Source organism: Halochromatium roseum, assembly GCF_016653315.1.
Lineage (GTDB): Bacteria > Pseudomonadota > Gammaproteobacteria > Chromatiales > Chromatiaceae > Lamprobacter > Lamprobacter roseus.
In genome coordinates this window covers 85,102-101,444 of sequence record NZ_NHSH01000046.1, presented here as the reverse complement: position 1 = coordinate 101,444, position 16,343 = coordinate 85,102, and the positions used below count along the sequence as shown (strand labels likewise).

General features: G+C 62.0%; 15 protein-coding genes and 1 other RNA gene. 3 read left to right on the top strand and 13 right to left on the bottom strand.

The window, feature by feature from the left end; all coding sequences use genetic code 11:
• Positions 1-47 precede the first annotated feature (47 nt).
• Complete coding sequence (locus CCR96_RS06945) at positions 48-518, top strand: EVE domain-containing protein (RefSeq protein WP_201219189.1); 471 nt, start codon at positions 48-50, stop codon at positions 516-518.
• Between the two features lie 58 nt (positions 519-576).
• Here the strand turns inward: CCR96_RS06945 and minE are convergent, their stop codons facing one another.
• The 8 genes from minE to ffs all read right to left on the bottom strand — a co-directional run bounded on the left by minE (position 577) and on the right by ffs (position 6,201).
• Positions 577-849: a cell division topological specificity factor MinE gene (minE, locus tag CCR96_RS06940; protein ID WP_201219185.1), complete on the bottom strand. Its 273-nt coding sequence runs from the start codon at positions 847-849 to the stop codon at positions 577-579.
• Positions 850-852: 3 nt separating this feature from the next.
• Positions 853-1,662 (bottom strand): septum site-determining protein MinD, encoded by an 810-nt coding sequence (gene minD, locus CCR96_RS06935; RefSeq protein WP_201219183.1) that lies wholly within the window; start codon positions 1,660-1,662, stop codon positions 853-855.
• A gap of 223 nt (positions 1,663-1,885) precedes the next feature.
• Positions 1,886-2,671, bottom strand: a complete 786-nt coding sequence (minC, locus tag CCR96_RS06930; protein ID WP_201219180.1) for a septum site-determining protein MinC — start codon at positions 2,669-2,671, stop codon at positions 1,886-1,888.
• A gap of 105 nt (positions 2,672-2,776) precedes the next feature.
• Positions 2,777-3,121, bottom strand: coding sequence for a histidine triad nucleotide-binding protein (locus CCR96_RS06925; protein WP_201219178.1), 345 nt, complete (start codon positions 3,119-3,121; stop codon positions 2,777-2,779).
• 30 nt (positions 3,122-3,151) lie between these two features.
• On the bottom strand, positions 3,152-3,748 hold the full coding sequence (gene recR, locus CCR96_RS06920; protein ID WP_201219176.1) for a recombination mediator RecR: 597 nt from the start codon (positions 3,746-3,748) through the stop codon (positions 3,152-3,154).
• A 120-nt stretch (positions 3,749-3,868) separates the two neighbouring features.
• Entirely contained in the window at positions 3,869-4,192 is a 324-nt protein-coding gene (locus CCR96_RS06915) for a YbaB/EbfC family nucleoid-associated protein (protein WP_201219174.1), read from the bottom strand.
• 108 nt (positions 4,193-4,300) lie between these two features.
• On the bottom strand, positions 4,301-6,055 hold the full coding sequence (gene dnaX, locus CCR96_RS06910; RefSeq protein ID WP_201219172.1) for a DNA polymerase III subunit gamma/tau: 1,755 nt from the start codon (positions 6,053-6,055) through the stop codon (positions 4,301-4,303).
• A 49-nt stretch (positions 6,056-6,104) separates the two neighbouring features.
• Positions 6,105-6,201: signal recognition particle sRNA small type (gene ffs, locus CCR96_RS06905), an RNA gene on the bottom strand.
• 269 nt (positions 6,202-6,470) lie between these two features.
• Between ffs and CCR96_RS06900 the strand changes: the two genes are divergently transcribed.
• Positions 6,471-7,979 (top strand): hypothetical protein, encoded by a 1,509-nt coding sequence (locus CCR96_RS06900; protein ID WP_201219170.1) that lies wholly within the window; start codon positions 6,471-6,473, stop codon positions 7,977-7,979.
• A 475-nt stretch (positions 7,980-8,454) separates the two neighbouring features.
• Complete coding sequence (locus tag CCR96_RS06895; protein ID WP_201219168.1) at positions 8,455-10,977, top strand: EAL domain-containing protein; 2,523 nt, start codon at positions 8,455-8,457, stop codon at positions 10,975-10,977.
• An 18-nt stretch (positions 10,978-10,995) separates the two neighbouring features.
• Here the strand turns inward: CCR96_RS06895 and cbiB are convergent, their stop codons facing one another.
• The 5 genes from cbiB to CCR96_RS06870 all read right to left on the bottom strand — a co-directional run bounded on the left by cbiB (position 10,996) and on the right by CCR96_RS06870 (position 16,318).
• Positions 10,996-11,961: an adenosylcobinamide-phosphate synthase CbiB gene (cbiB, locus tag CCR96_RS06890; RefSeq protein WP_201219166.1), complete on the bottom strand. Its 966-nt coding sequence runs from the start codon at positions 11,959-11,961 to the stop codon at positions 10,996-10,998.
• Positions 11,952-13,187 (bottom strand): adenosylcobinamide amidohydrolase, encoded by a 1,236-nt coding sequence (locus tag CCR96_RS06885; protein WP_201219164.1) that lies wholly within the window; start codon positions 13,185-13,187, stop codon positions 11,952-11,954. Before CCR96_RS06885 ends, cbiB begins: the two co-directional genes overlap by 10 nt.
• A 24-nt stretch (positions 13,188-13,211) precedes the next feature.
• The gene (locus CCR96_RS06880; protein ID WP_201219162.1) at positions 13,212-15,179 is read right to left on the bottom strand and encodes an alpha-amylase family glycosyl hydrolase; all 1,968 of its coding nucleotides are present in this window, start codon (positions 15,177-15,179) and stop codon (positions 13,212-13,214) included.
• A 272-nt stretch (positions 15,180-15,451) separates the two neighbouring features.
• Positions 15,452-15,631 carry a hypothetical protein gene (locus CCR96_RS06875; RefSeq protein ID WP_201219160.1) on the bottom strand — a complete coding sequence of 60 codons (180 nt, stop codon included), beginning with the start codon at positions 15,629-15,631 and terminating at the stop codon, positions 15,452-15,454.
• Between the two features lie 138 nt (positions 15,632-15,769).
• Entirely contained in the window at positions 15,770-16,318 is a 549-nt protein-coding gene (locus CCR96_RS06870; RefSeq protein WP_201219158.1) for a hypothetical protein, read from the bottom strand.
• Between the last annotated feature and the right edge of the window lie 25 nt (positions 16,319-16,343).

Genomic DNA, 16,343 nt, shown 5'->3' with positions numbered 1-16,343 from the left:
GCATCATCTTGTACGTTAACACCACTGAACAACGATTGGAGACGCAGATGGCCTATTGGCTCCTGAAATCCGAACCCGACGCCTTCGGAATCGAGGACCTAAAGAACCGCAGCGACCAGACCGAGCCTTGGGACGGGGTTCGCAACTATCAGGCGCGCAACATGATGCGTGATCAGATGCAGGTCGGCGACCTCGGCTTCTTCTACCACTCGAACGTCAAAGAGCCGGGCATCGTTGGCATCATCGAGATCGTGAGTACGGGCCACCCCGATCCCACCGCCTTCGATCCAGACGCCAAGTATTACGACCCGAAAAGCGATCCGGAGCATCCACGCTGGTATCTGGTCGATGTTCGCTTTGTGCGCGATCTCAAGCGCAACATCAGCCTCAACGAACTCAAGGACTATGCCGATGATGCACTGGCCGGCTTTCCACTGGTGCGCAAGGGCAATCGCTTATCGATCATGCCGGTCACCGATCAGCAGTGGGCGTTCATCCTTGGCCTTGAGCACGGATGAGCTTAACCGGGCGGGACTCCGAACCGGCGGCTATTGAACGGATCTAGCAGGCCCTGGCTCAAGACCGAGCATCGGCCTCCGGTAACACGATGTTCAGTTCAAGGATCTCGTACTTGTCTTCTTGTTCGTAGTGCACTGAAACCGCATCGTTATCGATCTCCACATACTTGCGGATCACGGCGAGGATCTCCTGCTGCAGCCGCGGCAGGTAAGAGGGCCGATCACGCGCGGCACGATCATGTGCGACCAGGATCTGCAGCCGTTCTTTGGCGACAGAGGCCGAGCCCTTGCGTGCCCCGCTGGGGGCGCGAAAATAGTCGAGTAGCCCCACAGATCACCCCCTGAAGAATCGGCTGAACAACCCTTTTCGCTCCATCTCGAGAAAGCGCATCGGCCGCTCTTCGCCGAGATATCTGGCTACCATATCGCTGTAGGCTTGACCCGCGTCGGACTCGACATCCAAGATCACCGGAGTCCCCGCGTTCGATGCATTCAGCACGGCCTTCGATTCCGGGATCACGCTCAACAGGTTGAGGGCCAGGATCTCCTGCACGTCTTCAACACCGAGCATCTCGCCACTGGCAACGCGCTCTGGCGAGTAACGGCTCAGCAGCAGGAACTCGCGGATCGGCTCATCGTTCTCGAGCGCTCGGCGCGATTTACTGGAGAGAATGCCAAGCATGCGATCGGAATCGCGCACCGAAGACACCTCAGGATTCGTCACCACCACGGCATCATCAGCGAAGTACATTGCCATCAGGGCGCCATGCTCGATACCAGCCGGGGAATCGCAGACGATATAGTCATACGTCTTGCGCAGTTCTTCGAGCACTTGGCCAACCCCTTCTTGGGTCAGCGCATCCTTATCACGGGTCTGAGACGCCGGCAAGATGAACAGATGCTCACAGCGCTTGTCGCGGATCAAGGCCTGGTTGAGGTTCGCCTCGCCATTGATGACATTGGCAAAGTCGTAGACTACGCGTCGCTCGCAACCCATGATCAGGTCGAGGTTACGCAAGCCAACATCGAAGTCGATCACCACTGTGCGATGGCCGCGCTGCGCGAGACCCATGGCCATCGCAGCCGCTGTGGTGGTCTTGCCGACGCCCCCTTTTCCCGAGGTTATGACGATAGTTCTGGCCAAGAAGGACTCCCCTTATTCGTGTTGACCTGATTCGAAACCCTGCTTTCGACGCACCACTCCCAGTGCCCAGTTGGACCACTGCATTGATCTCGGTGGCCGGCCGCACAGACTAAAGCAAAGCGGCGCCCAGCGCAGTCTAAAGCGGCAGCCGGGACAAACAATAACTGCAGCTGGCCAAACTATAACGGCAGCCGGCACACACTATAACGGCAGCCGGCACACACTATAACGGCTCTATGCGCAAAACATCATGATCTAGAAAGACCTGGGTCTGGCAACCCTTTAGCTTCGCGGGGATGCTGTCGCTGACCCGATAATGACCCGCCACCGACACCAGCTCCGCCTGGAGGTCCGAGCAGAAGATACGCGCCGCCCTGTCCCCGTGCAGACCCGCGATCGCCCGCCCGCGCATCGGCGCGTAGACGTGGATATTGCCATCGGCCATGAGTTCAGCACCAGAATTGACCGCGGCAAGCACGGTCAGATCGCCACCAGCAGCATAGACCCGCTGGCCCGAGCGCACCGGGCGATCGACCAAATGCGAGCCAGTCTCGATGCCGATCTGTGGCTTGGCGGATTGGCCGGTCACCGGCAGCTCAAGCGCCAAGTCATCAACAACCTCGGGCTTGGCGCCGGGCTTAGCAGCATCGCTCAGTATGGCCAGCTCCATCGCCTTGGCCGCCTCATGCTGGGCAGCGCCGCCACCACGCACCCCCACCGGGATCATGCCCAGCCCACGCAGAAGACCGACCAGCTGTGGAAACCCAACCTCTTCGTCCGCAGACGGCAGGGCGTTGAGTTCGATTACCACCGGCGTATGCTGAAAAAAACCTGGCGCTTGTTGCACCTTCGGCAGCAGCTGCGCTTCAACAGCATCCATATCGAGCCGCAATAGCCGAATCACGGGTAAGGTGAACCCCGCCGCTTTTAGCTCAAATGCCGGCGCAGTGCTTGCCAGCTCGCTATCCACAGTCTGATCCTTGGCTGGTATTCCGATTGTCAATGACATAGTCTCGACGATACTCCAAAAGACGCTGCAAGCGGCTGCATCAGCCCGATGCGCTCAGCGTGAAACAAGCGCGTCATTGCGCGGGGTGGTGACGTACCACATCGATTATCCTGGTGGCCATTGCAGTGGTCGCCCGCCGATCAGGTGGACGTGTAGATGGTAAACGGTCTGGCCGCCGCCAGCGTTACAGTTGATCAGGGTCCGATAGCCTTGCTCGGCAATCCCTTCCTGCTGAGCCACTTTCGCCGCGGCCAGCATCAAACGCCCGAGCAGCTCAGCATCCTCCGGTCCCGCGTCGTTGAGGGTTCGGATTGGCTTGCGCGGGATCACCAGCACATGCACCGGCGCCTGCGGATTGAGGTCGCGGAACGCCACCACCGCGTCGTCTTCATAGATAAGGTCCGCCGCGACCTCGCCATTGGCGATCTTGCCGAAGATCGTATCAGACATCGGTCTCTCCGCTCTTGCTTTGGATATGGATCAAAGCCCCTGCCGACCCGCAAAGGCATGTGCCAGGGTACTGCCGTCGACAAACTCGAGTTCACCGCCAAGCGGCACACCATGCGCAATGCGACTCAGGCGCAGCTTGGAGCCGCGTGCCAGATCAGCGATGTAATGGGCCGTCGCCAAGCCTTCGACTGTCGGACTGATGGCGAGGATCGCCTCGCCGAGATCGGGCTCCTTGAAACGCGCCTCGAGCCGATCGAGGCCCAGCTCTTCGGGTCCAATGCCATCGAGCGGCGACAGCCGGCCACCGAGTACGAAGTACAGCCCCTGGTAATGCGTCGCTTGCTCAATCGCAACGATATCCGACGGCTGCTCAACAATACAGAGTAGGCGCGGATCGCGCCGCTCGCTCGCGCACAAGTGGCAACGCGTATGCTCGGTCAACGTCCGACAGCGCTCGCATCGACCAATCCGATCCATCGCTGCCGCCATCACCTGCGCCAGCTGGCGCCCGGCATCCCGATCACGCTCTAGCAGGTGGAAGGCCATGCGCTGGGCGGATTTCGGCCCAATGCCGGGCAGCCGGCGCAATGCTTCCACAAGCTGATTCAGCAGACTGGATTCGGACACTGCGAGCAACCACCGGTCACTGGAAATAGGCGACGGGCAAACAACTCACTCAGAGCATTCCGCCAACGCCGTACCCCACCGTCCATCTCAGCCGGTCCGCATTCGGCGCTGACTGAGGCATCAAAACGGGAGCTTCATCCCAGGCGGTAATGGCAGTCCAGCCGTCAACTCCGCCATGCTCTCTTGCGACTTCTCGCTAACGCGACGCGCGGCATCATTGACAGCCGCGGCGACCAGATCTTCGAGCATCTCTTTATCATCTGCCATCAATGAAGGATCGATCTCAACTCGCTTGACCTCATGGCGGCCGGTCATGGTGACCTTCACCATACCGGCACCGGACTCGCCGATGGTCTCTTCGCTTGCGAGCCGTTCCTGCGACTTCTTCATTTCCTCCTGCAGTTTCTGGGCCTGCTTTAGCATCCCGCCCAATCCGTTCTTCATTGCTCAACCTCTTCTCGTCAGATGATCCAAAAATCCAGCTCAGCGGCCTTAGCTTAGCCAGCCAAGTCGGCGCCAAAACGCACAGCTAAACCGGCCTACCTCATCAGCTCAGCCGCCAAGATTAGGAGAGGCAGGCGGCGCGGCAAGCGTGCCTGGTATCCACTCTGCCTCGAAGCGCTCGCGCACAAGCTGGGCGACAGGGTCGGCCTGCAAGGCACGCTCGGCGGCGCTCAAGCGGTTCGCGTCATCGCGCGCGCGGCGCAGCGCTGGCGTCTCATCCGAGACCACATCGGCCACGATCTCTAAACGCAGATCGCTGGCGAGCGCGGCGGCCAAGGCCGCCCCGAGCCGCTGCTCTGCGCCTGCGGCACGCAGGTGCAGATGTCCCGGATCGAGCACCAGCCGCAGCCGCTTTCCGTCCCAGGCACTGAGCGCGCAGTGGCGCGCCAGCTCCAACGCGAGTCCGCCCAGGTCAATGCTCGCCACCAGCTGCTCCCAATCCTCAGCCGAGCGCAGCGTGCGAGCAGCGGAGACCAAGCCCGAGTCGGGGGTCTGCGGGGGCACCCGTAATGGTAGCTCATCACCCCCGGGCACCACGCTCGGAGCAGACTCGAGAGGTGCGGGCTTAGAGCCAAAGCCAGAACCGGTGGCAGGGGCAGTTCGAGCGTCCACTCCTGATGTTGCCCCTGCGCCCTGCGGCGCAGAAACAGCGCCCGCGCCTGATAGTGTCCCCGATCCCTTCGGCGGCGTTGATGGCGCTGGAGCGCGAGAGTCGATCGATGCCGGCCGAAACGCCAACGCCCGCAACAACACCATCTCTAGACCAGCCCGTGGATCAGGCGCCAGCTCAAGGTCGCCCTGCCCGGTCAGCAGCACCTGATAGTAGAGCTGCACGTCCTCGGTCGATAGACGCTTGGCCAGTGCGTCGAGGCGCGCGTCGTCGGGGTCGTCGCTGAGCAGGGTTGAGGGTACCTGCTGCGCAAGCGCAAGGCGATGCAAGGCGCCAATGAGATCGACGAGCACGGCTGAAAAATCTGGCGTCAACTCGGCGATGCGACCAATCTCGGCGAGGACGCGCGCGGCATCGCCAACGGCCATGGATTCGAGTAGATCGAGCGTCAGTTCGCCGCCCCGAGTGCCGAGCATGGCCCGTACATCATCCACCTTGACCTGGCCTGCGCCGTAGGCGATCGCTTGATCCAACAGGCTCAGCCCATCGCGCATGCTGCCATCAGCAGCCCGCGCCAGCAGCGTCAACGCCGGCTTCTCAAAGCCAATCGACTCGGCCTCGAGCACAGTGACGAACCGATCGCGAATCTGCTCCGGCAACAGGCGCTTCAGATTGAATTGAAGACAACGCGACAAAACCGTCGCCGGCAATTTCTGCGGGTCGGTGGTCGCGAGCACGAATTTCACGTGCGGCGGCGGCTCTTCCAGGGTCTTGAGCAGCGCATTGAAGCTGCTCGCCGAAAACATGTGCACCTCGTCGATCAAATAGACCTTGAAGCGCCCGCGCACCGGCGCGAAGGGCACGTTATCGAGCAGCTCCCGGGTCTGATCGACCTTGGTCCGCGAGGCGGCATCGACCTCCAGCAGATCGACAAAGCGTCCGGCATCGATCTCGGTGCAGGCCGAGCAAACGCCGCAGGGAGTGGGGCTCACGCCCTGCTCACAGTTGAGCGTCTTGGCGAGGATACGGGCGAGCGTGGTCTTGCCGACGCCACGGGTACCGGTTAACAGATAGGCATGATGCAGCTGACCACGCTCGAGGCCATTGACGAGCGCCCGCACGACATGCTCTTGGCCAACAAGATCGGAGAAGGACCGAGGACGCCACTTGCGCGCGAGGACCTGATAGGTCATGAGGTCAGTTACAGGCGAGCCTGACGCAGCCAGAAAATAGGGTGGCGAGCCACGCCAGCCACACCCCGGCACACACTTCCACTGCTGCGGCTGCTCCCTTCCGGGCCTGACCGGGTTCACAGTTTCGTGTTGCGAGGGGACCGACGCGGCCCACCATTGCTTCACGCTCAACGGCACAGTGCCGAGACGCGACGCGTCAAGTTAGCAGTCACCGAGCGCTGCCGCAAGCATCAGGTGCCAAACCGGGGCACGATCGCAGTCCGATCTTGCTAATCTCTGCACCCTGATTCATCGTGTTCAGTCGCAGGCGCGGCAGCTAAAGACAAGGCAAGACAGGCTCATGACGCATTGGATATTCGGCCCAGGGCCAGCAGACAGGCCACCGAGACAACCACGCCAAGGCGCTGACAACGGCATGACGCTCAACCCGGTGCTCAGCCCGGTGCTCAGCCCGGTGTTCAACATGACGCTCAGCCTAGCGCTCAGCCTGCTGCTGTTAGTCGCGGCTCAAGGCAGCGCTGCACAAGAGCCGAGTTCAGAGGCCACTGGGTTCGCGACAGACGCCAACCCGAACGCTCGCGTGAGCGCTAAGGCGGACCAGGAGGCGGACCAGGAGGCGGACCAGGAGGCGAACCAGGAGGCGGACCAGGAGACGAATCGGGAAGCGAACCAGAAAGCGGGCTGGGACGAGAGCGCGGCGAACGACAGCCCGGATAACGGTCTCTCGACCCTGCTCGAGCGCTCGCTCGAGAGCGCTGGCTCGCTGTGGCAGCAGTCAACGCAGTCTGCAGACAACTGGTGGCAACGCTCGCGCGAGACCACACGCGAGGCCTGGGATGAGGCTCGGCGCTCCCTGAATCCGGCCGATCCGCCGGCAACCGCAGCCCTCTGGAAACAGCTGGTGCCCAAGCTTGAGGAGACGCTGCAGATCGAAGAATCCCGGGCAGCGCTGCCCGACCAGGCCTGGCTTAGCCGCGACAAGCGAGATGCCGATGCCGATATCAATGCCTTGCTCGACGCCTCGGTCGCCATCCTCTCGGGCTCGCCCGTGCAGGCCTACCGCGCCCAGATCGAGTCGCTTCGTGCGCAGATCGCGCAGGCACGCACCGACATCGATCAGTTCCGACGCGCACGCATCGCCGCGCCGACCGAGTCGCTGATCGCAACCACCGTCGCCGGTTACGACGCGCGCATCGCCGAGCGCGAGGCCGATATCCGCGAGTACCGCGCCGAGCTCGAACGGATCAAGGCCGAGTTCGTGCGCGAGCTGCGCTCGATGGGACTCGAGCTCAGCAACGACCAGGTCGACCTGCTGCTCGCCACCGTGGTCGGCGACAACATCATCGACCTCGGCATCGTCTTCGACAACGTCAAGGCGATCACCGAGCAGCTCGAGACCTTGGTCGAAGAGAGCGGCGAGGATCTCGAGAGTGCTCGCCGCTATTACGGCATGTACGTGATCCTGCTGCGCGCCCTCGCGCGCATGCACAGCGATGTCGCACAGGCGATCGAAGCGCGCTATATCCCAGAGATCAACGCCATCGCCGGGCGCGCCGCCGACCTCAGTGAGGAGACGCGCGCGCTGATGCGCTCGCAACCAGAACGTGGTCAGCTGCTGCGCAATAACCTAAAGGCGCAGCAACTGACCATCGAGGCCGCTGGCGTCTACCGCGACTACCTCACTGAACAGCGCAACGAGGTCAAACAGGCCAGATCCGCGCTTGCTGCCGACATCGAAACGGCCTGGAATACCTATCAAACGGTTCGTGTCTCAGGCGAGTTGGTCGATCTCGTACAATCCAGCCAGAGCCTGCTCGACGGGCTGCTCGAGCGCGAGGTGCCGCCGCTCCGGCCATTCCAAAACCTCGAGATGCAACGCGAACTCGAGAAGCTCACCCGCGAGCTGCGTCGCTCAGAGCGCTGATCTGGCCGGGACGGCGCGATCAGTCGAGCAAAGAGGGGGCTTATGAGAGAGTTGACTCATCAAGCGTTGATTTATAAGGACAGGCGCATAAGGACAGGCGCATAGGGAGCGCTTTATCAGACGCAAAGAACAGCCCCAGGCGCTGTCTGTAGGCAGCGAACAGGATCACAGATGCCGAATTTCGCACGCCCTGTTGACCCGGGCGGTTGCTCCCCATCAAAGTAACGTACCCGGGATACCTGCAAGATCGGGTAGACCAACCCTGAAGCTCTTTGATGGGCTTATCGCCAAGCCTCTGCCTTGTATCTTCATGCCTCGATCAATAGCGCCCTCTGGCGACCATCAATCAACGAGCAAGGTTCGCTACCGGGGCTGCCGTGGTCAATGGCTCGCAGCGGCACCCTGCGCCTCAGCCAGCAGACGCTCAGTCAGGTTCTCGGATGCAGCGATCGCAAGCCTCTGTTGGCTCGCGCTGATGCTGCTGCTCTTGGCCGTCCCCGCAACTCCCGTTAGCGCCGCCAGCAACGCAGACTCCACGCAAACCAGCAGCGCAAACGCAGCCCAACCCGCCACGCCCATCTCCGCGGCAGACTGGCTGCAGCGTTATCGAGCATTGGCGGCCGCAGCACCCGCAAGCTGCCCACCCGCAAGCATCCCCGTGCTCGATGAACATGCACCGATCCGTGCGTTCGTGCTCGAGCCGAGCACGGCTCAACAAGCCTCAGAACCACTGGTCGCGACCTTGAAAGATCCGATTCTCGAGCGCTTCATCGTCTTGGCGCAAGACGCTGACGGCTGCATCCAGATCGGCGAATCGGGTCGCTTGGTGCCATTCGATCAACGCAGCATCTCCAGTCCGTTCCCGAACAGCCGACTGCCCTTGAGCTTTGGCACGACCTCACCAATCGCGATCGTGATGGACCACAAGTCGATTCGCCCATGGATCGAGCTGGTCCCTGAGTCCCAGTTCCGGCGCCTTAGCGAGCGTCTCTGGATCGCGCTCGGGATGCTGACTGGCGTCCTGACAACCCTTTTCTTGATTGCCATTCTGATGACTCGCTATCAGCGCAGCGCGCTGACGCTGGCCTATCTCGGGTATATCACGGCACTCTTGTTCTATCAGCTACAAGCCACAGGGCTAGGCCCTGAATGGCTGCCGTTCTGGCCTGCGCCGAACACTCAGCATCTGCTGCAAGCGCTCGCGGTCGGCAGCGCAGTGGTCGGCATGTCGCTTCCTGTCTTCGCCTTTCTGCGTCCCCGCGGCCGACTCCGCAGCCTACTCCTGATCAGCGTTGCCCTGAGCGCGACTGGCTTCTATCTGTCGGCACAGGTCACCATGGCCTATCGCTTCGGTGCCGCCATCTTGCCCCTGCTCGCGATACTGGTGATCCTGTTATTAGCGACGCGTCTGCGTGACGACGAGCCAGGCGTGCGCTGGTTTGCGGCAGGCCTCGCGGTCACGCTATTCGGCGGCGGTATCCAAGCAACATCCGTGGTCACCCAAGGTGCCTGGCTTCCGCCCATGACCGCATTTGCATTCCCCCTCGGCAATCTCATCGAGTCGACCTGTTGGCTCACCGCCATCGCGTTACGACTCAAGGCGCAGCACCTGGCATTGCTGGAACGCCAGCTCTCCGAGGCCAAATATGACTCGCTGACCGATTCTTATAATCGCCGTTATGTGCGAAAACGCATCGATCTCGCCATCGCCAAAGCCAAACGCACCAGTAACAGCCGCAAAGACAGCGGCGCCAGCGGATTGCTCTACATCGATCTGTGCGGCTTCAAAGACATCCGAGACCGCTTCGGCCAAGCCGTTGGCGATGAAGCCCTACGCCGGTTCTCCAGCCTGCTGCAGGGGATGGGCTTCAATGTCGATGCAATCGGGCGCTATGGGGGGCACGAATTCGTGATCTTGATGCATCAGGACGCGCACTGGAGCGAGACAGAAGGCGCTGCCGCGACGATCCTCTCCCGCTTCCAGGAAGCGCTCGAGCTCGACAACCAAAGCATCCTCATCCGACCCGATATCGGCATCGTGCGCATCGGCGCTCAGTATTCAGACGTCGACGAGGTCATGGAAGATGCGAGTCGGGCGCTGAGGGTCTCAACCCAGCTCGGGGGTCGGCGCGCAACACTGTTCGAGCCACAGATGCGCGATCGCGCAAAGATCGAGCAAGATCTCCTCGATGCACTCGAAGAGGCCATCCGCAACCACCAACTCGACCTCCATTATCAGCCCATGGTCGCGTTGGAGAACATGTCTCCCGTAGGGTTCGAGGCCCTGCTCCGCTGCCCACACCTCAGCGAAAAGGGTATCGGTATCGAGCAGATCTTTGCCTCGGCGGAGTCGGCTGGCATGCTCAAATCAATCGGCGAGCGCGTGATTGAACTCGCGCTGGCGCAGATCGTCGACTGGCAACGCCAAGGCGTTTGGTCAACGAGCTTCTTTCTCAGTCTCAATGTCTGCCAGCAGCAGCTCATCGACGGCCGTTTTCTCGAGTCTCTACACCGCGCCTCGCAGCGCCTGAACGTCGACGCCGGCGCGATTCGACTTGAACTCTCTGAGCGTTCATTGGGCGTCGACCTCGATTGGTCGCATCATGTCCTGCCGCGGTTGCTGAATCAGCAGGTGCTGCTCGGCATCGATAACTTCGGTGCCGGCTTAGCCTCGCTGACGATGCTCACGGATCTGCAGCCAGACTACATCAAGATCGACAAGCGGCTCGTGGCCGTCATGGCAACCTTGCCGCGCGCTCAGCATCTGGCGCGCGCTGCCCGCCTGTTCACCGCCGAGACCGGCTGCCTTGCGATCGCCGAAGGCATCGAGACCAATATTCAGCTCGAAACCCTGCTTGAGCTTGGCTTCGAGCACGGCCAAGGCCACCTGATCGCGGGCCCCATGTCCGGATCTGAAACCGCGAGTTGGCTCCAGCTAGCCGCGCGCGCTCATGAACAACCACGGGGCGACAGCCTCTGGCGACGGCAGCTGCATTGATCATCAAGGCCGCGATGATCACCAGGGCATCAGACTGCGCAGTGGCGCGAGCGCAAGCCCGACCGCGAGCGCAATCAGACAGGCCACCAACACCAGCAACAGGGCCCGACGCAGATCCTCAGCATCGAGTTCGGCGGGCCACTCAGGCTCCCCCATATAGGCCTCATTGACCAAGCGCCCCTGGTGCCAGATCGGCCCCACCAGGCGCACGCGCAGCGCCCCGGCGCAGGCAGCCTCACTCCAGCCCGAGTTCGGGCTAGGCAGCATCGCGTGGTCGCGCAAGGCCGCTGACAACGCCAGGCGCGGATGCAAGCGCAGCAGGGCGGCGGCGAGCATGATCACCAGCACCGAGAGGCGCGCCGGCAGCCAGTGCACCAGATCATCTGAGCGCGCGCCGGCCCAGCCGAAACGCGCATAGCGCGCATTCTGATAGCCGACCATCGAGTCCAGGTTCGAGACCACCTTGACCAGGATCAGCCCCGGCAGCCCGAACAGGCACAGCGCCCAGAGCGGCGTCAGCACGCCGTCGGTCAGGTTCTCGGACAGGCTCTCGATCGTCGCCCGAACCACCCCAGCGCGCGGCAGGGTCTCGGTATCGCGGCTGACCAGCATCTGTAGCTCACGCCTAGCCAGTGGCAGATCATCCAAGGCCAGGAGCACGCGCCGGCCCTGATTCAGCAGATCGCGCGCGCAGAGCAGGCTGTAGGCGATGAACAGGTCCCAGACAAAGGCCAGCCAGGGATGCAACAACGTCAGCCCCGCATGCACCAGCCACCAACTGCCAAGCGCTCCGCCGACGGTCGCAGCCCAGAGCAAGACACCACCCAGGCGCCCGTCGAACCCAAGCGCAAACAGCCAGCGCTCGCAGGCCAGCGTCCAGACACCGAGCACGCGGATGGGGTGCAGGCGGTAAACCGGATCGCCAACCAGCGCATCCAGCGCGCAAGCGGCGAGGATCAGCAAAAGATGCTGCGTCAGCCCCATTTGCGCGCGAAACCCTGCGCAATGGCGCGAGCCGCGAGCACACCAGGGGCCAGGTCGCGATGCTGCTGCAAGGCCTCGCGCAACGCGGGGAACTGCGCGGGATCGACCGCAACCGCCGCCGCCAGCAGCGCGGCCTGATTGAAGATCGCCTCCTGCGCCACCTCAGCGTGCAACACACCGGCTCGAGCGAGATCGATGATCTCGGCCAAGGCATAGGCCGCGGCCGCCGTCTGCGGATCATGGATGAGCGCCATCAGATTGTGCGCGAACAGCTCGGCGTCGGCCCGCTCGAGCTCAGCCTCAGCCTGAGCCAGCAGCTGCGCCTCATCGCAGCCATGGCGGCCGAGCGCGCTGCAGACCGAGCGACGCAGCTCGGCGCAGACCCCATTCTGCAGCAGGATGCAGCGGGTCACCGCCGCGTGCACGGCCCGTCCCAGCAATTCGCCAAGGCTATTGTGGCCGCCAGCCCAGTTGCGCTCCCAGTCGCCCGCCGCCGGCAAAGGCGCTGCAATCACCAGTTGATCGGTCCCGGTGCCGGTCGCCAGCCCCGCTGACTGCAGACTCGGCATCCGCAGGTCAAGCAGCGCTGCGCTCTTGGCCTCGGTCACTAGGGTCGCAGCACGGATCAGGCAGGGTGCCGTACAAGGCTGATTGATGAAGACCAGTAGCACGATGGTGCCCGAGCCGGCCTCGTCCGGCGAGCGCATCGGCATCGACCCAGGCTGCAGCCGAGAGCAATCATCAACATTGGGCGGAGGCTTAACCCCAACCGCCTCATCCCCAGCCATTGCACGCTGGATCGGTCGGCTGCCGTCACGATGCTCGTGCCAGTCTGCAGGATCACCGGCCCGGGTCGCATTGCCGAGCACACCCGCCGTTGCCGCCACCGAGACGGCGAGATCCTCGTGCTCGGCCTGCGTTAGCACCGCACATTGCATATTCGCGGCGGTCGACATCAGCGCTGTCGTCGCCGGCGGCAGGCCGGCATCCAGACAGGCTTGGGCATGAAACGCATCCAGCCCCGGCAGTGGTGACTGCTTGCGCGCATCGCGCGTCAGATGCGCAACCCCTTCGCAGCTCTGGTGGTTGGCGACATGACTGAGATCCTCGCGCAGACCGCCGTTGACCTTACAGGTGCTGAGTACGCGGTGGGGCCGCTTGAGCGCCGCCCAGAGAAAGCGACCTCGACGATGCAGGCGGTAATGATCAGTCTCACTGAGCAACATGGCGTTTTTAGGCCGCCGCCGCGGCTAGGCCGAACGGGCAAGCGTCATCAGCTGATACGGCTCGAGCAGAAGTTCTTGGGTGGCAATGATGGTCTGGCCGGCGAACAGATCGACCATGGTCTTGCGCATGCCCATCTGGCGCAGCCGACGCGCCTCTAAGCGTTGCGGATGCTCGCTGAAGTTGCCGATGACGAAGACCGTCGACTGCTCGCTGGAGCGCAGGAAGCCGAACACCTGCCGATTGCCGGTATCCAACAGTTCGGTATCACCGCGCGCGAAGGCGTGGTTGTGGCTACGCACCTGCAACAACCGCAACAGGCCCTGATATACGCGCCCGGCAACCGTCTCGACATCGCGGCGCTGCTCGGCAAGCTCCCAATCAAAGGTACCGCGATGGAGCCAGCGCGAATCACCGACCTTCTCCGAATCCTGGTCGTAGCCATAGTTGTTGAGGGTCGCAATCTCATCACCGAGATAGATCAGTGGGATGCCGCCGATCATGATGATGATGCCATGGATCAGCAAGATGCGGCCGATGGCCAGCTCGAGCTCCGCCGTATCCTGCTCGGCGAGGGCTTTCTCGATCCCGGTCAGTGAGGCACAGGTACCCGAGATGCGCGCATCTCCAGTAACCGGGTCTTCTTGGAAGGGTGCGCCACGGGCAAAGCTACCCTCGAAGCGCCCGGTGTAGAAACGCGTCAGGAATTGACGGTGCCGATCGGCATCGAAACCAACCGCTTCGACGTCGTCGTTGGCGAAGGCCCAACCGATATCGTCGTGACAGCGGACAAAATTGACCCAGGCACAGCCCGACGGCACCGAGAAGCGATGTTGCATGGCCCGCTGCAGCACGCGCACATCTCGCGTCGCCAACGCATCCCAGAGCAGCGCCATGAGCTGCGGGTTATAGGACAGCGGGCACTCGTCCATGCTGATGTATTCGCGCACCTCGTCCGGATGCACGATCGCCTCAGACTTGAACACCATGGCCGGCGCGGCGATGCTGACCAATGCATTGAAGGCCTGGATCACCCAGTGCGCTTCAGGCAGATTCTGTGAGTTCGTCCCAAGGCGTTTCCAGAGGAAGGCAACCGCGTCTAAGCGCAGGATCTCGACACCCTGGTTGGCCAGGAACAGCATCTCCTCGAGCATCCGGTTGAAGACCTCCGGATTCTCGTAATTCAGATCCCACTGGTAGGTGTGGAAGGTGGTCCAGACCCACTTCTTGATGCCGGTGCGATAGGTGAAGGCGCCCGGGTGATCCTCACCAAAGACCTCAGGCATGGTCTTCTCGTAGAGATCCGGTAAGGTGCGGTCGGGAAACAGCCGATAGTAGCCCTGGTGAGTGCGATCACCCGCCAGCGCGGCACGCGCCCACTCGTGCTCGTCGCTGGTGTGATTGAAGACGAAGTCCAGCGTCAGCGAAATACCATGATGGCGCAGTTCCGTCGCCAGCTCCGCCAGATCATCCATCGTACCCAGCGCCGGATCAACCTCGCGATAGCTGCTGACCGCATAGCCGCCATCATTATCGCCCTCGGGCGAGCGGAAGACCGGCATCAGATGTAGATAGGTGACACCGAGCTGGGTCAGGTAGGGGATGCGCTCGCGCAGACCCGCCAGGTCGCCGGCGAACAGGTCAACGTAGCACATGGCGCCGACCATCCGGTTGGACTGATACCAGTAGGGATCGGCGCCACGCATCGCGTCCAGCGCCTTGAGCTCTGGCGAGCGCGCGATCCACATCTCGGTGGCCGATGCGACGATGCTCTCGAGATGGTAGAAGAAGTCGTAATAGCCGCCATAGAGCCCGTACAGGCGCTTGAACAAGCGTGGAAAGTGGCGTTCGAGTCGCTCGCGATAGCCAAGCCATTCGACCTCATCGACGGCAGTACTGAAGCGCTGCTCGAGCCGCGGCAGCAGGCGTGCGAGCGACCGCTCGGCCTGCTCGCGGACCCAATGTTCGTCGGTGATCGGTGTCTTATTATCCATTAAACCTTCGATAGGGCCCGCTGAGCGGGCCGTTGCAGAATCTTGATACTGGTGGACTAAGCCCGATTCGGCACGCGCAACGCCCCCGAGTCGTTTAGGACAGACCTACTCGAGCCTGCTCCATGACAACACCAGGGTCAACGTGCATCTCACGCGAGTCATTTTCCAGGATGTGGTGCCGCGCCATGCTCCTTAGTGACTGTCGATTTTCTACTGACCGATGATCGCTCAACACTGGCCTTAAAATCGGGAAGAAGTTGATGGACACTTTCTTAGTTGTCGACCTCGACGACAGCACCATGACCGTCACTGCCCTCGATCAGCACCAGCTTGCCAAGCGTCGGATGGCGTACGATGATGATCTGAAACAGAGGTAGCTGCTTCACCGTCACAACGGTTCCCTCGTCTCTGAGGTCGGCGACGACCTGCTTCTCCGCGTCGAACATGCGCATCGATGGATTCCTCTAGAGGCGGGTCACGCCCAGTTTCAGGCAGGCAGTAGAAGCGATTCCCAAAGCTCGCGACTCGAGACACTCCGACGCGAACCATAAGGTCCGCAGCCGGAGGCGCAAAAATGCCGAGCCTTCAGCTCAAGCGTTCTTGCCGCGCCAGCGCATCAGCAGAACAGTGATAGCTGCCACGACAATGCCACCAATGCTGATCAGCATCGCATTGTCATCGACGAAGGCGATACCAATGGCGCTTGCAATCAGGAAAGCACCAAAGACCGACATCTTCCAGTCGACATAGATGCCGGACAGCAACGCGGACAGGCCCAGGATATAGGCAACCACGAAGCCTTGACTCTCGGCATTCAGGAAATGCGGCGTATCGCCCATGAACAGGAGGTAGATCCCGACCAGCACCGCCGCCCAGTACAGGACCTGCTTGCCAATGTAGAGCGCCTTCTCTTTGGTGTCGTCGCCGGAAAAACGCCAACCACCGATCATCGAAACCAGCGCCACAACCGGCATGAACAGTTTCCAGAGATCAGCCGTTCGCTCAGGGTCGGCGTCGGTCATGGCGACCAGTACGATGGCTGCAATATACAGCACCAGATAAGGCAGGCTCACGAAAAGCACCTTGGTCCAGCTAACCGGTTTGGCCTGCGGGTCGTTGTTCATAGCAGCTTCGGGCACATTATGTCTCCTCTATTGAGTGGGT

Coding starts and splice junctions, on each gene's coding strand:
- dnaX (WP_201219172.1), bottom strand. CDS start 6,055: ATGACCTATCAGGTCCTCGCGCGCAAGTGGCGTCCTCGGTCCTTCTCC.
- CCR96_RS06915 (WP_201219174.1), bottom strand. CDS start 4,192: ATGAAGAACGGATTGGGCGGGATGCTAAAGCAGGCCCAGAAACTGCAG.
- cbiB (WP_201219166.1), bottom strand. CDS start 11,961: ATGGGGCTGACGCAGCATCTTTTGCTGATCCTCGCCGCTTGCGCGCTG.
- CCR96_RS06895 (WP_201219168.1), top strand. CDS start 8,455: ATGCTGCTGCTCTTGGCCGTCCCCGCAACTCCCGTTAGCGCCGCCAGC.
- minC (WP_201219180.1), bottom strand. CDS start 2,671: ATGTCATTGACAATCGGAATACCAGCCAAGGATCAGACTGTGGATAGC.
- CCR96_RS06885 (WP_201219164.1), bottom strand. CDS start 13,187: ATGTTGCTCAGTGAGACTGATCATTACCGCCTGCATCGTCGAGGTCGC.
- CCR96_RS06945 (WP_201219189.1), top strand. CDS start 48: ATGGCCTATTGGCTCCTGAAATCCGAACCCGACGCCTTCGGAATCGAG.
- CCR96_RS06880 (WP_201219162.1), bottom strand. CDS start 15,179: ATGGATAATAAGACACCGATCACCGACGAACATTGGGTCCGCGAGCAG.
- CCR96_RS06875 (WP_201219160.1), bottom strand. CDS start 15,631: ATGCGCATGTTCGACGCGGAGAAGCAGGTCGTCGCCGACCTCAGAGAC.
- CCR96_RS06900 (WP_201219170.1), top strand. CDS start 6,471: ATGACGCTCAACCCGGTGCTCAGCCCGGTGCTCAGCCCGGTGTTCAAC.
- CCR96_RS06925 (WP_201219178.1), bottom strand. CDS start 3,121: ATGTCTGATACGATCTTCGGCAAGATCGCCAATGGCGAGGTCGCGGCG.